Raw genomic sequence first — 13,830 nt, forward strand, 5'->3', positions numbered from 1 at the left:
CTCCTAATAGCGGCGATAGCTAAGGTCGGTGTTCAGCCGGCGAGGGTTACCGCGGCCTCGTCGAAGAACTGCTGGGCAGCATCTTCAGGCGAGATTGAACCCAGGCCGATTGAGGTGCCGAGGGTGAGGAAGGTGTTTTCCAGTGCGCCGTAGCCTACGACGGGCGCTGCCGGAGGCTCACCGATGCGGTCAGCGACCGAATCCAGGTACTCCTTGACTTCAAGCTCAGGACCTTCGAGTGCCGCGCCTTCGAGTGCGGTTTCGGAGGCGGGAACGCCCAGCGATGCTCCGAAGATCTTGCCGACCTCGGGGCTGTTGATCAGGAACTCGACGAACGCCACAGCAGCTTCAGGGTGCTCGGTGCCGGCTGATACAGCGTGCAGCATGGAGGGCTTCTGGTAGAGGTCCTTCACCGAGGGGTCGTTCGTGGGAGGAGCAACGATGTTCAGGTCCTCAGCACCGGTGTCACCGAGGTAGCCGCCCATGAAGTTGGACCAGGTCATCTCGCTTGCGGTGAGGTTGGAGCCGAACCCGGACTTGGGCAGCAGTTCCTCAAGGGTGCGCGCTGGGATGACGGTCTCGTTTTCGCGAAGATCCGCGGTGCTGCTCCAGAATTCAGCAAGCTCTTCCTGTGTGAAGTTCAGCTGGCCGTCCTCGGTGAAGAGCTCGCGGCCCTCCTGGCGGAGCTGCAGCTCGAAGTTCTGGATACGGCCGGTGTAGTCGGTTCCGCCGAAGACTTCATCGCTGGCGTCACTCACGCTGGCCATGTACTCCTCGTATTCCTCCCACGAGGTTCCGCCTTCGTAGCCTTCAACACCTGCCTGCTCGATGAGCGCAGGGTTCTCGAACAGCGACCAGGCGTTGTAGCCGGTGGGCACACCGAGGGTCTGGTCCTCGAGCTTGCCCGTAGCCAGCAGGGTGTCGTCGATGGTGTCGGTGGTCAGGCCGTTGCCGACATAGTCGTTGAGATCCAGCAGCAGGCCGTTCTGGCCGTACTGGCGCAGGTAGCTGTAGTCGAACTGCATGACGTCCGGCAGTCCGCCGCCCGCGGCTTCGGTCTGGCGCTTCTCCCAGTAGGCGGGGAAGTCCATGAAGGTTCCGTTGACGTCGATGTTCGGGTTCTCTTCCTCGAACAGGGCGATCGCCTCGTTGTAGCGCTCAGCGCGGTCTTCGTTGCCCCACCAGGTGAAGTTGAGGGTGACTTCCTCGTTCGGGTCTGGGGTGCCGCCGGCTTCGCCGCCGCCATTGCCGCCACAGGCGGTCAGCATGAGAGCTGCCGCGACCGTGACCGCTACGCCGGAACCGGCGCGTCGTGAGAATTTGTTGAACATCTTTGTCCTCCTGGGGAACGGCTCAGATATGAGGTGAAGCTCTTTGGTTCCGCTGCTACAGTGGTGTGCATCACGGAAAGCGCTCTCCAATGAGAGTAAATTGAATCGTCTCAACACGCAAGGCCTATCTCTAGAATAATGTGATCCGTGATACTTCCGAGACCAAAGAAGCGAAGGATTTCCTGAAGATGCCGCAGTTTGACCTCCCCCTCCGCGAGCTCGAACAATACGCGCCGGAGCGGGCTGAGCCCACTGATTTCGATGCCTTCTGGGAAAAGACGCTTGCCGAGGCGGCGTCGTTCTCGCTTGACGCCCGCTTCGAGGAGGTGGAGGCAGGCTATACCGAGCTCGTTACTGAAGACGTCACTTTCGCGGGATACGGAGGGCACCCGATCAAGGGGTGGATGCTGCGGCCCCGGTCTGCGTCCGGCCCGCTGCCCACCGTCGTCACGTACATCGGTTATGGCGGCGGCAGGAGTCTGGTCGGTGAGTGGACAGCCATCCCGAGCACCGGCGTCGCACACTTTGTCATGGATCTGCGTGGCCAGGGGTCCGGACACAAAAGCGGAGACACCCCGGACCAGGGAGTGAGCGGACCGCACTTCGGAGGGCACCTCACGCTCGGAATCGATTCACCCGAGACCTACTACTACAGACGCCTGTTCACCGACGCCGTGCGCGCTGTAGAGGCTGCGCAGGCTCATCCGTTCGTGGATCCCGCGCGTGTAATCATCTCCGGGGGAAGCCAGGGCGGGGCGATTGCGCTGGCATCCGCAGCCCTCACCCCAACCGTCCTGCAACAGGCCCCGCTGGCCGCAATTGTGGACGTTCCGTTCCTCTCGCATATCCGGCGCGCGACCGAGATTGTGGACACGGCACCCTACGGCGAGTTGGTGCGCTACCTCGGTGTACAGCGGGGTCGGGAAGAGGAAATCTTCAACACTCTCGGCTACTTCGACGGCGTGAACTTCGCAGCCCGCGCCACCATGCCGGCGCTCTTCTCCGTGGGTCTGCTCGATGACGTTTGCCCGCCTTCCTGCGTCTACGCCGCCTACAACCACTACGCAGGCGAGAAATCGATGAACGTCTACCCCTACAACGGACACGAAAACGGCGGAGCGGTCCAGCTCGCCGAGCACATCCGGTTCCAACGGGAGATCTTCGCCTAGGTCTGAGCCCGGACGGTCGGTTGCGCGCCGCGGCCCGGTGATTTCCGTCGGCGGCACCGGTCCGGCGATCATTGAGCGGTGCCCGATACTTCTCCGCCGCAGACCGCCACCGTGACCGCAGTGCCCGAACTGAGGTTCGGCGTCGTCGTCCCTCCGTCGCTCGATCCGGCAACCATGCAGGACCTGCGTGCATCCCTGCCCGTGCTGCTCACCAAGTCGTATCCGGGAGTCGGATGGCGCGTGGACCTTGCAGTCGAGACCCTCGACGGCCACGCGCCGTCGGAGCTGTTGGAAACCGCGCGGGATCGGCTGCTGGATGAGGACTGGGACCTCGCCGTCGTTGTCAGCGATCTGGCGCTGCGCAGCGGGCGGAAGCCCGTGCTCACGCAGATCAGCCCCGTTCACAGGGTGGGCCTGGTGGCTCTGCCCGCGCTGCGGGCGGTGGGACGCAAGGAAAGCATTACGACGGCAGTCAGCCGCCTGGTCGGCCCTCTGGCGGGATGGGACGACGACGACGAACCTGTAGACCGCGCGCGCCGCGCCCACGAGATGGCCGACGACCTGCCCGACCTCGCCGACGAGAACCCTCTTCAGTTCACCGGCCGGGTGGTCGCGGGAAACGCCCGCGTACTGCTGGGCCTCATCCTCGCGAACCGGCCGTGGCGGCTCGCCGTCACGCTCTCCCGTGCGCTGACCGCGGCGGCGGCCGCCGGCGTCGTCACCCTCGCGACCAGCGACCTCTGGCTGCTCGCAACCGCCTACGGGCCGTGGCGGTTGGTCCTCCTGACCCTGCTTGCGGTGGGAGCCGTCACGCTGACGCTCATGATCGGTGCGGATCTGTGGGAGCGCCCACGGCGGCGGGTCGAGCGGGAACAGGTTGCTCTGTTCAACCTCGCGACGACGGCAACCGTGGTGATCGGTGTCGTCACCTTCTTTGCGGCGCTCTTCGTCCTGTCCTTCCTGGCAGCGGTGCTGCTAGTCGACGCGGGGGTGTTTGCCGCCGTCGTCGGTGAATCCGTTGGCCTCGCGGAGTATGCGCAGCTCAGCCTGCTGACCGCCGCGTTGGCGACCGTGGGCGGTGCGCTCGGCGCGGGGCTGGAGAACGACGACGTCGTCCGTGCCGCGGCCTTCACCCGAAACGACGTCTAGCTCCTCGCCGCCGTCCTGCCGGGAAGCGAACAAGAGCAATCCGGACAGGATGGCGCTGACTCGCACCTTCCTGTCCGGATTGCTCTTTTATCCGTAGGGGCCAAACGCTACCGGACCATAGTGAGGACCGTCTGCGCTCCATTGTCCAGAATTCCCCGGGCGGCATCGGATACGACGTCCGGCTTCTTGCCCTGGTTGAGCGCCTTCACGAACCGGTCCATCGCCTTGCCGACGTTGGTGATGTTGCCCTGCTCAACACCCTCCTGCGCCTGGGCCAGCGAGGTTTCGAGCTGCTTGGCTACCGGTCCCGCAACATCGCCGCTGGCGATCAGGGATTCGAGCGTGGCCTGCAGGTATCCGATGAGCCCCGGAGTCCAGGCATCTGGCACCGGAACATCTGCGAAGTCCATGTCCGAGGCAAAGTAGTAGCTCGTGTAGGACGGCTGGTTGTAGGAGGTGTTCTGGCGGGCCACCTCAGCGCGGTACTGCGGGTCGTGCATCAGCGTGGTCAGCTTGTGGTCCGTGACCTCGGTGCTGAGGTACACGCGGATCGCCGAGCTGTCTGCGGTACGAAGGAACAGCTCTTCCCGCCAGTCACCGAAGGCGTCCGCCACCAGTGCCGGGTTGCCCTTGGTGCCGTTGTTGGTCCGGGTGCCCTCAGCTGTCACGAGGCGGCCGCGGGTCCAGTCGTCGATGGTCGGCGTCCCGTTGCCGGAACCGTTGACGAGCTGCGTGGTCATGTCCGCCGCCCACTTGATGCTCTGGTTGGTGCCCGGGGTGCGGGACTCAACCCGCTCGCCGGTTGCGTTGAGCAGACCGGACCCGTCGCTGCCGCCAGGCATGCTGGCCCACACTTCGATACCCTCGACGTCGGAGCGCACATCACCGATCATGCCGCGGCCGGTGTCGCGGCCGGAGTACGCGCCGAAAAGCACTTCGCCGGTTGCCGCGTCACGCATGGCCGAGCCATAGGGAGCCCAGGCTCCGCCCTCGTGAACGGTCCAGATCTCCAGTCCGGGGCGGTTCGGATCAATGTCGGTGACGTGCATTGCGTCGCCGTGGCCGAGGCCTGCTTCCGCACCCGGATTGCCGCTGCCCGACGGCAGGGTGTCGAAGGAGCTGTAGAGGAGCGAGCCGTCGTCGTCGATGGTGGCTGCGCCGTAAACGATCTCGTGCTTGCCGTCGCCGTCCACATCGGCGGCGCTGAGGGAGTGGAAGCCCTGAGTGGTGATGGAACCGAACTCGGGATCAGTGCCCAGGCGTCCATGGGGTCCGTCGTTGAACGGATTGGTCATCGGAGTCCAACCGCTGTCCACGTTCCAGACCTTGGAGAGGTTCTTGCCGTCCCAGTTGTAGGCAACCAGGGTGGAGCGGGTGTAGTAGCCGCGGGCGAAGACGGCCGACGGACGCTGGCCGTCGAGGTAGGCGACACCCGCCAGGAAGCGGTCCACACGGTTGCCCGGCTCGATGCGGCTCATGGCGTAGTCGCCCCACATGAGGCCGTCGTCGTGACGTCCCGGCTCGTAGTCCACGGTCTGGAGCTCATCTCCGGTGGCACCGTCGAACACCGTGAGGTATTCGGGGCCGCTCAGGATGAAGCCCTCGAAAGCGCGGAGGTTGTTGCGGGTGCTCCGTGAGGGTGCGTAGACGTCGATGAAGTAGTCCGCCATCGCGCGGGCATCGGCGTCGGAGAGCGGGTACTCGTACCGCTGCTCGATTCCGAACGCTTCCTCGAGGGTTGCCGGCCAGTTTCCGGCAACCACCTCAGGGTGCTCGTGCCAGCCGGCGAACATGTCGACGACGTGCTCGTAGTAATCGGCCGCGCTCTTCCGGTAGTCATCGGTGTTGCTGTAGCCCGCCGCGACGTCGTCCGCCGGCATGGTGATGTATTCAGGCTCGCCGGCCACGCCGTCCGTGTACCTGGTGACCGTGGTGCCTGGCGCGGTCTTCATCATCATCTCGGTGCGGCCGTCGCCGTCGAAGTCATAGACCATGAACTGCGTGTAGTGCGCGCCGGAACGGATGTTCACGCCGAGGTCGATGCGGTGAAGCAGTGTGCCGTCCATCGCGTACGTGTCGATGTAGGTGTTGCCGGTGTAGCCGACCTGTGAGACGTCCTTGGAGTTGTTCGGCTCCCACTTCACGACGTACTCATAGTCGCCGTCACCGTCCGCATCGCCGAGGCTCATGTCACTCGCCGAGTAGGCGTAGCTGTCACCCTTGGGGGTGACACCGTCGGCCGGCTTCTGGAGCGGGATCTCGGTGTACCCCTGCGCCCACGGGCTGACGTCTGCGCTGCGCTGCAGTTCAACCCCACCGACGACGGCGGCAACGGAGTAGGTTGCATCAGCCGGCGCGCCGGTGTCGAGGTAGTTGGTGCTGTCGGTGACTGTGGCGATCTTCTCGCCGTTGCGGTAGACGGCGAAGTCGGCGCCGGTCTGACCGGTTTCGTTGGCTCCAGTTACTTCAGTAGCCAGGAGACGCCAGCTGAGGAAGGTTCCCTCGGTCGTGGCGGCCGCGACCAGGCCGCGGTCGAGGTGTTCGAGCTGTACGCCGATCTGGGCGTCGGGGGCGGGAGCAGCTGCGGCGGGAACGCCGCCGCCTCCCGCAATCAGGGCTGCACTGACGGCAAGCGTCGCCGGTATGGGTGTCAAGCGAAAGCGCGGGTTCATCTTTGAATCCTTTCAACGGAAAACGCTTTCTCTAGGCTAGGGGAAGTGCCGGAGGCAGGTCAAGGTTTTTCCAAGGTCGAGATGAGTGGCTTGGATGCCGCCGGATGCGGAGGAGGTTCGGTGGCGTCCGCGGCCGCTTACCGCGCCGCGGGGCTATGTTGTCTCAGCCAGTAAAGTCGGCCCCCACGACTCGATCAGCAACAAGCGGGGTTGATGGGGTTTGCTAACTGGCGACTCGTTCAGTGATCGTCCGGCTCCTGGAACTCCAATGGAACAGCATCCGGATCACCATCCGGGGCAAGGAAAAGGTGTACGTGTCCTCCCCCTGACTCAACGGTCAGGGTGTCGAGCTGCGCTGCTCCGGACTGCCAGAGGCGAACCGCCGCATCGCGCCGCTCGATCACAGCCTCGGCATACGATTCGCGCTCCTCATGGGGCGCATTGAGAAGGTGGCCATAATCCGCCACAGCCGACTCGAGCAAGTGGGCGGCACCGATGAAGGCCTCCCTGGCAACCGTCTGCTCGCTTGTGCCTTCCCCGACAGCGTCCAACGACGACATCGCGCGCTCCAGCGCCAGCTCCCACTCACCCGCCTCACCGGCGCCTGCGACGTTCGGAGTAGCGTCTTGCTGCGCCGACACAGCGAAGGAGAGCTTCTGCAGGACCTCCCCCATATGCCCATGCGCCACTTCGGCGGCGGAAGCAAGGCTGACGTTGAGCTCTGCCCGTTCCCGCGCCTGCTCAGCAGCCAGTTTCTCAGCGACCGCTTCAATTGAAGCGACCTCAGGCGCCTCCTCTCCGCGCGGATCCCGACCAGCGGCAAGCGCAGTAGCGGCGACAGCGACGAGCACCACGGCAACTGCAGCCATGGCGAGGACCAGTGTTATGCGCCAGCGGCGGGACAAACGGTTCACGATGATCAACACAACCTTTGATGGATCTACCACACGCTCCATTCGCTGCCGACTTTTGACGGCAGTGTGAAGCGTCGCGAAGCAAGCACGTCAGCAGGTATCGGGGTAGGCGGCCTGAGACCTGAGGTCGCCTAAGGAAGATCGCCGCACTGGCCCTGACGCAGCGGCCAGTGCGGCGACCATACGTTTACTCCAGCTCGCTCTGCCAGGTTTGCAGGTCGCGAACCTTTCCGATCAGCAGGCCCTGCGCTCCGGAACCAGCGTCAACGTGCGCCCGTACCTGTGCGACAGCTGCATTGAGCTTGTCTGCAGAGTCAGCATGCAGGCCCGCATCCGCCAGCTCCTGGGCCTTCTCCAGTTGCTTCGACAGCTGTTCGGCGGCCTTCGGCGAAATCGTTCCGTCAGCCAGCAGGTTTTCGGTCAATGATTCCACCTCGTACCAAGTGGTGCAGTCGCCGCCGCCGTCGACAGCACCGGCCGACCATGCGATCCCACCCAGAAGGTGCTCAAGGAACACCGGATCCACGTACGACGCTTCTGTGTGCCCTCCGGCCGTGTACCACGAGCGTGCTGACTCAAAGTTGTGGCACCAGGACAGCGGGTGATCGGAACCCATGGCATTACGGCCGGGGTTGTAGGTTGTCTCATCGAGATTTGTGAGCACACGCACGGCATCACGCGGGCTCTGGTTGAAGTTGTACCACTCGTCAAATCGGGTCCAGGATCCTGACAGATGCTTCGTAGAAGGGTGGGTGCCGTCCTCAACCGTCTGAACGGCGATTTGCTGCGCGGGATGGCTGACGAACCGGGCACCGCCGCCTGTTAGTTCGCTGTACCAGGGAACGGTGTGCATCGAATCTGTCGCGGCATGGACACCGGCAAATCCGCCGCCGGCTCGGATATACCCCTGGAATGCTGTCAATTCACTGGCGTCGAGCAGCGTGGGTTTTGCCGGATCGAGGTTATTGGTGCCGTCGACCGTGGATACGAAAACGATCGTTTCGTACTTGGCCAGATCCGACGCACTGGTGAAAGGGGTGGTTGGCAGCGTGCGGTCCGGTTGCCCCAGATTCCTCGACGAGGTCGGCGGATCCCAGACATCGACGCTGAAACCGTTCGCTTCACCGAGGGCGATGATCGCCGTTGTGGCCTCGTCGATGCTGCTATGGCGGAAGCCTGTCGTCTTTCCCACCACAAGAACGTCATAGTCCTCGACCACAGCGGCTGTGGTGGAGACTGGCTCGGCCTGGGCGGGGGCCGTCGCCAACGCGGGAACGACGAGCGTCGCTCCTAAAACGCCGAGGGCTGCCTGACTGATGTATCGCTTCATTGCGCTCCTTCTGTTACGGCTGAATTCCCGAGCCGCGGACGGCTGAGCCGGAGGTTCGGGGGAAGTACGCTGCCGGTCCCCTTCAGCGCCGCTACTCTCATCGGCGGAATATGTTGGATCGAACAACATATTCCAAGTAAAGCGCCAATTGCGTCAGGAATCTACAGTTCGGGCTGAGGAAAATGCCCTGCTGATGAGAAGGGACCGGCAGCCCTACGCCGGGGACAGCCTGATTGGAGAGCTGACCGTGTCATTACGCCGCCGTATCGACAGAAGAAAAGACGGGTTGCGCAGAGCCCTGCTTCGGTCAGCGCAGGGCATCCACCGGCGCGTCGCGGTCGCAGATCAACGTCCCGCCCGCAACCCATAGGCGGGCGCGGTGCACCTCCGAGCGCCGCAGTGCGCCGGACTGAAGCTCGACGTCGTTACTTCCGTCCCACTCCGGATGCGTGAAGTAGAACGCGACGGCTTCCTCGCCACGGACGACGACGTCGGCATGCCTGCCCACCTGCCGATCCTCGGGGTGCTTTCCCGGCGCGTCGAGGATGAGACCCTGAGCGGTCCAATGCACACCGTCATGTGACCGGTAGACGCGCTGGCCCCGCCACTCGTCGACAATCATCCACATCCAGCCGGCGAGCGGGAAAACGTTCGGCCCTTCGTGCGGCAACCCGTCGATGACCCGCCCTTCCACGGTCCACGACTGTCCGTCCGGACTTACTGCAGCCCAGGTGGTGGAGCCGTCCGCTTCGTCCTTATACCAGAGGCGGAGCAGTCCGTCAGGGGTGCGGGCGACCGCGGCATCGATGACGTAGTTGGAACTCAGCTCAAGAGACCCGCGGTGTTCCCAGTTCTCCAGGTCGTCGCTGACCAGGTGGGCGATACGGCGCTCGTGGCCCGCCCAGGTCGAAGCCACCCCACGGATCCACGTGAGGTACATGGAGTACTGCCCGCCGTCCCACACGACTTCGGGCGCCCAGTGGGTGTTCAACCCGGGCTCATCCGCCGGGTCGAGCCCGTCGACCACACCGCGATAATGCCAGTGAGCGCCGTCGTCGGACACCGCCATGCCGATCCGGCTGCCGTGCACCCACTCGACGCCGTGACCGGGGTCCGAGGGGCGCCGCTGGGTGTAGAACATCCGCCACTGCCCGGTCTGTTCATCCCGGATGACCGTTGGATCGGTGGGTCCGCCGAGCGGGTCGGACAGCAGCGGCGCGCTCACTGCCCGGGACGCAGGTCGCGGACCGGTACGCGCATGCTTCCGCGGAAGTCCGGCTCGGCCAACTCGGTTCTGGTCACGGGCCGTCCGCGCCCGGCTGAGGCATACAACGCCGCGACGATCTCGATGGCGCGCGCAGGATCCGCGGCGACCGGCGGCACCTCGCCACCGGCGAAGAGCGATGAGTACACCTCGGAAAGAAGCGCATCGTGTCCACTCGGCACCTCGACCTCCGGCAAGGCCCAGGAGGCGACGCGCTCTGATGTCACATGGCGGGCCGGCGTCAGCTTCCAGCTCGCATGATGGTGGCCGTAGAGGTGCTCGAGCTCAATGGTCGCGTGCTCGGTGTCAATCCGGATCAAACTCGATTCGCGGGGCGCGAGCACGGTGGTCATCACGGATGCCACGGTGCCGCGCTCAAACACGACGACGCCGCAGGAGGTGTCCTCAGTCTCCACATCGCGGTCCAACCGGAACAGCTGCCCCGAGGCGGAGCTCCACTCGCCGAGCAGGTAGGAGAGCAGATCGATCTGGTGGATCCCGTGGCTGAGGGTGGTGCCGCCGCCCTCAGACTCCCAGGTTCCGCGCCACGGCACGTCGAAATACTCTGCTCCGCGGTACCAGTGCGTATGGCAGACTGCGGTCAGCGGCCGGCCGAGTTCCCCGGACTGCAGCAGGTTCCGGATGTGCGTTGCCGCCGTACCGGTGCGCTGCTGGAAGACGACGGCGAGTTGCCGGTCAGCTGCGGCGGCGGCCGCCTGCATGGCGTCAACTTCGGCCAGCGACAGCGCAGGCGGCTTCTCGGCGATGACGTGGGCACCGGCGTCGAACGCCGCTGCAGTCTGCTGCGCGTGCCCGGCAGGAGGAGTGCAGATATGCACGACGTCGACAGCCTCCTCCGCGAGCAGCTCCTCCAGGGTGCCGTACCCGGCTGGGATACCGTGCCGGGCGTTGAAATCGCGGACGCGCTCGTCGCTGGGGTCAGCGGATGCGATGACGTTGACGCCGGCGATGTCTGCAAGTGCCTCGGCGTGCAGGTGTGCAACAGCGCCGGTGCCAAGGATGGCGGCACGGAGGGTGGGGGTCATTCGGGATCCTTAGGTGCAGGGCGCAAAATTGTCGGTGTGCCGCAGGATCGTCGAGAGATCGCGACGGTCCTGAGAACAAGTGACGATCCTGGGGAGGCGGGTCACTTAGAGTGCGGCTCGAGCTGGTCCTCGAGGTTGAAGACCTCTTCGAGCTGAAGGAATCCCTCATCAGGACGGCCCTCGAGAGCCACAAAGAACTCCCCCATCTCAGCTTGCCAGCGGGCGTTGACGCCGGTCTCCGCCATGGCTTTCTGCGCGGCGGCGAAGTCATCCGACTCGACGTAGCCGATCAGGAGACCGTCCGGGCGCAGGAAAAGTGAGTAGTTGTTCCACCCAGTGTCCTTCAGAGCACGCAGCATCTCCGGCCAGACCGCCGCGTGGCGCTCCTTGTATTCCTCGATGCGGTCGGGCTTCACCTGCAGTTGGAAGCAGACGCGTTCCATGATTCTCCTCGTTGAGCGTTGTTCGAGTGGCATAGTGAATCGTTTCACGGCAGATGCTATCACCGGAGAAAGCCGAGCAGTAGCGCGTTGGAGACGCTAGAGCGTGCTCCCGCGGCTGACCAGCTCCGGCTGGAAAATGACTTGACGGCTTTCCGATGTGGGCCGGTCGATGGCCTCAAGCAGGAGTTCGATGGCGGTCCTGCCCATCAGCTCGGTGGGACGCCGAACGGTGGAAAGCGGGACGACCGCGGACTGCGCGAAGTCGATGTCGTCGTAACCAATCAGGGCCAGATCCTCCGGGATGCGGAGCCCTCGGATGAGCAGCACCGCCTGCATGACGCCAATCGCCACCAGATCATTCGCACAGAAGATGCCGTCGGGCAGCGCTTCAAGGCCTCGCTCCGCAAGAAGCTCACCGGCAGCCCGCCCGGCGAGCACCGTCATCGCGGCCGCTTCAACGACCTCGAGCTCCGCATCCGGATACTCAGCGACTGCTTGCTGCGCTCCGGCAAGGCGATCCGCTACCTGCTGGATGTCCGTCGATGCGCCTACGAAAGCGATCCTCCGCCGCCCGCGCGTGAGCATATGCTTCACGGCCATGTACCCGCCCGCGACGTCGTCGACTGACACGGAGCTCACGCGACGCTGCGGGTCGACGCGGTCGACCAGGACCACCGGAACTCCGTGCGCACGGAGCTGCTTGAGCCGCTCGTCCACGTTTCCCACCGGTGAAATCAACACACCCTTGACGCGTTGCTGCTCGAACACGTCGAGATAACGGCTCTCCCGCTCTCCGTCGTGTCCGCTGTCCCCCAGCAGCACCGTACTGTCCGACTCTGCCGCGCGGTCCTCGGCGGCGCGAGCGAGGGAGGAGAAGAACGGGTTGCTCACGTCGAGCACGATGAGGCCGATCGTGCGGCTCATTCCGGCTCTCAGTTGCCGGGCGGCGTCGTTCCTCACGAAGCCCAGTTCAGAGATGACGCCGAGAACCCGCTCCCGGGTTTTTTCCGCGACGCGGTCCGGGTTGTTCAATACATTGGACACTGTTCCAACAGCGACCTGCGCCTGGTCTGCGACATCTTTGATACTGACCATTGCGGCTACGCCTCATTTCGTGGGATTGGTAGCTGTGAGCAAGTGATGTTCAAAAATGTGCAGTCTCGAAAAGATTGCTTGACACCACTTTGAGCCAAGGATACCTTTGAATCGTGCCAATGAATCGATTCAAATTCGATTTCATTTGCTGACTCTCCACCTCAGCCTCAGCGGTCCTGTGAAGAGTCGGCGCAAAACAACGACGACGCGCGCCGGCCAAGTAGCCAGCAGCAGTAGATGTGGAGAAGTAATGGTTGACCTGAGCGGCATCACGCCAACCCTGGAGAACCTCGCTATCGAGGTGCCGTCCTGGGCTTACGGCAATTCCGGAACCCGTTTCAAGGTGTTCCAGACACCGGGCACCCCGCGTACTGTGCAGGAAAAGATCACAGACGCCGCCAAGGTTACCGAACTGACCGGTCTGGCTCCCTCTGTTGCCCTGCACATCCCATGGGACAAGGTCGAGAACTACTCGGAGCTGTCGGACTTCGCGCAGGGCCTCGGCATCAAGCTGGGCACGATCAACAGCAACACCTTCCAGGACGACATCTACAAGTTCGGTTCCCTGACCCATAGTGACCCGTCCGTGCGCAACAAGGCCCTGGACCATATGTACGAGTGCATTGACGTCATGAACGTCACCGGCTCCCAGGACCTGAAGATCTGGCTGGCCGACGGCACCAACTACCCGGGGCAGGGTGACATGCGCTCACGCCAGGACTGGCTGCATGACTCCCTGCAGAAGGTCTACGCCCGCCTGGGCGATGACCAGCGCATGGTCCTCGAGTACAAGTTCTTCGAGCCGGCTTTCTACCACACCGACGTTCCGGACTGGGGCACCTCCTACGCCCACACGCTGGCCCTGGGCGAGAAGGCGTTTGTCTGCCTGGACACCGGCCACCATGCACCCGGCACCAACATCGAGTTCATCGTGGCGCAGCTGATCCGTCTCGGGAAGCTCGGATCCTTCGACTTCAATTCACGCTTCTACGCCGACGACGACCTCATTGTGGGATCGGCAGATCCGTTCCAGCTGTTCCGCATCATGTACGAAGTTGTCCGCGGCGGCGCGCTCGATCCCGCCAGCAACGTCGCGTTGATGCTGGACCAGTGCCACAACCTCGAAGAGAAGATCCCCGGGCAGATCCGCTCGGTGCTCAATGTCCAGGAGATGGCCGCGCGTGCGCTCCTCGTCGACCGCGCGGCGCTGACCAAGGCGCAGGAGGCCGGCGACGTACTCGGCGCCCATGCCCTCTTCATGGATGCCTTCTACACCGACGTCCGTCCGGCGCTCGCGCAGTGGCGTGAATCCCGCGGCCTCCCCGCGGACCCGATGGCTGCCTACGCAGCCAGCGGCTACCAGGAAAAGATCAATGCAGACCGCCAGGGCGGGCAGCAGGCAGGATGGGGCGCGTAA

General features: G+C 64.1%; 11 protein-coding genes. 3 read left to right on the forward strand and 8 right to left on the reverse strand.

Features of this window, described 5'->3' with window-relative positions; genetic code table 11:
- Positions 1 to 32 precede the first annotated feature (32 nt).
- Positions 33 to 1,331 (reverse strand): ABC transporter substrate-binding protein, encoded by a 1,299-nt coding sequence (locus M1D74_RS15200; RefSeq protein WP_309070216.1) that lies wholly within the window; start codon positions 1,329 to 1,331, stop codon positions 33 to 35.
- 188 nt (positions 1,332 to 1,519) lie between these two features.
- Between M1D74_RS15200 and M1D74_RS15205 the strand changes: the two genes are divergently transcribed.
- Both M1D74_RS15205 and M1D74_RS15210 read left to right on the forward strand, forming a co-directional pair.
- Positions 1,520 to 2,500 (forward strand): acetylxylan esterase, encoded by a 981-nt coding sequence (locus M1D74_RS15205; protein WP_458115847.1) that lies wholly within the window; start codon positions 1,520 to 1,522, stop codon positions 2,498 to 2,500.
- Positions 2,501 to 2,578: 78 nt separating this feature from the next.
- Positions 2,579 to 3,649, forward strand: coding sequence for a hypothetical protein (locus M1D74_RS15210; RefSeq protein ID WP_458115848.1), 1,071 nt, complete (start codon positions 2,579 to 2,581; stop codon positions 3,647 to 3,649).
- Positions 3,650 to 3,756: 107 nt separating this feature from the next.
- Here M1D74_RS15210 and M1D74_RS15215 read toward each other — a convergent pair whose 3' ends face one another.
- From M1D74_RS15215 to M1D74_RS15245, 7 genes are all read right to left on the reverse strand, one after another.
- Positions 3,757 to 6,321, reverse strand: coding sequence for a rhamnogalacturonan lyase (locus M1D74_RS15215; protein ID WP_458115849.1), 2,565 nt, complete (start codon positions 6,319 to 6,321; stop codon positions 3,757 to 3,759).
- Positions 6,322 to 6,560: 239 nt separating this feature from the next.
- Positions 6,561 to 7,268 carry a hypothetical protein gene (locus M1D74_RS15220; protein ID WP_458115850.1) on the reverse strand — a complete coding sequence of 236 codons (708 nt, stop codon included), beginning with the start codon at positions 7,266 to 7,268 and terminating at the stop codon, positions 6,561 to 6,563.
- A 154-nt stretch (positions 7,269 to 7,422) separates the two neighbouring features.
- Entirely contained in the window at positions 7,423 to 8,565 is a 1,143-nt protein-coding gene (locus M1D74_RS15225) for a ThuA domain-containing protein (RefSeq protein ID WP_458115851.1), read from the reverse strand.
- Positions 8,566 to 8,872: 307 nt separating this feature from the next.
- Positions 8,873 to 9,790, reverse strand: a complete 918-nt coding sequence (locus M1D74_RS15230; RefSeq protein WP_458115852.1) for a family 43 glycosylhydrolase — start codon at positions 9,788 to 9,790, stop codon at positions 8,873 to 8,875.
- Positions 9,787 to 10,875: a Gfo/Idh/MocA family protein gene (locus tag M1D74_RS15235; RefSeq protein ID WP_309070223.1), complete on the reverse strand. Its 1,089-nt coding sequence runs from the start codon at positions 10,873 to 10,875 to the stop codon at positions 9,787 to 9,789. Before M1D74_RS15235 ends, M1D74_RS15230 begins: the two co-directional genes overlap by 4 nt.
- A 101-nt stretch (positions 10,876 to 10,976) precedes the next feature.
- Positions 10,977 to 11,318, reverse strand: a complete 342-nt coding sequence (locus tag M1D74_RS15240) for an L-rhamnose mutarotase (RefSeq protein ID WP_309070224.1) — start codon at positions 11,316 to 11,318, stop codon at positions 10,977 to 10,979.
- A gap of 96 nt (positions 11,319 to 11,414) precedes the next feature.
- A complete protein-coding gene (locus M1D74_RS15245) occupies positions 11,415 to 12,413 on the reverse strand; it encodes a LacI family DNA-binding transcriptional regulator (RefSeq protein WP_458115853.1) in 999 nt (332 codons plus the stop codon).
- A gap of 250 nt (positions 12,414 to 12,663) precedes the next feature.
- Between M1D74_RS15245 and rhaI the strand changes: the two genes are divergently transcribed.
- Complete coding sequence (gene rhaI, locus M1D74_RS15250) at positions 12,664 to 13,830, forward strand: L-rhamnose isomerase (RefSeq protein WP_458115854.1); 1,167 nt, start codon at positions 12,664 to 12,666, stop codon at positions 13,828 to 13,830.

The sequence above is a fragment of the Arthrobacter sp. D2-10 genome (assembly GCF_054161285.1).

Excerpts from the sequence above, each read along its gene's own strand:
- M1D74_RS15200 (WP_309070216.1), bottom strand. The coding sequence starts at position 1,331 with ATGTTCAACAAATTCTCACGACGCGCCGGTTCCGGCGTAGCGGTCACG.
- M1D74_RS15205 (WP_458115847.1), top strand. The coding sequence starts at position 1,520 with ATGCCGCAGTTTGACCTCCCCCTCCGCGAGCTCGAACAATACGCGCCG.
- M1D74_RS15215 (WP_458115849.1), bottom strand. The coding sequence starts at position 6,321 with ATGAACCCGCGCTTTCGCTTGACACCCATACCGGCGACGCTTGCCGTC.
- M1D74_RS15225 (WP_458115851.1), bottom strand. The coding sequence starts at position 8,565 with ATGAAGCGATACATCAGTCAGGCAGCCCTCGGCGTTTTAGGAGCGACG.
- M1D74_RS15235 (WP_309070223.1), bottom strand. The coding sequence starts at position 10,875 with ATGACCCCCACCCTCCGTGCCGCCATCCTTGGCACCGGCGCTGTTGCA.
- M1D74_RS15240 (WP_309070224.1), bottom strand. The coding sequence starts at position 11,318 with ATGGAACGCGTCTGCTTCCAACTGCAGGTGAAGCCCGACCGCATCGAG.
- M1D74_RS15245 (WP_458115853.1), bottom strand. The coding sequence starts at position 12,413 with ATGGTCAGTATCAAAGATGTCGCAGACCAGGCGCAGGTCGCTGTTGGA.
- rhaI (WP_458115854.1), top strand. The coding sequence starts at position 12,664 with ATGGTTGACCTGAGCGGCATCACGCCAACCCTGGAGAACCTCGCTATC.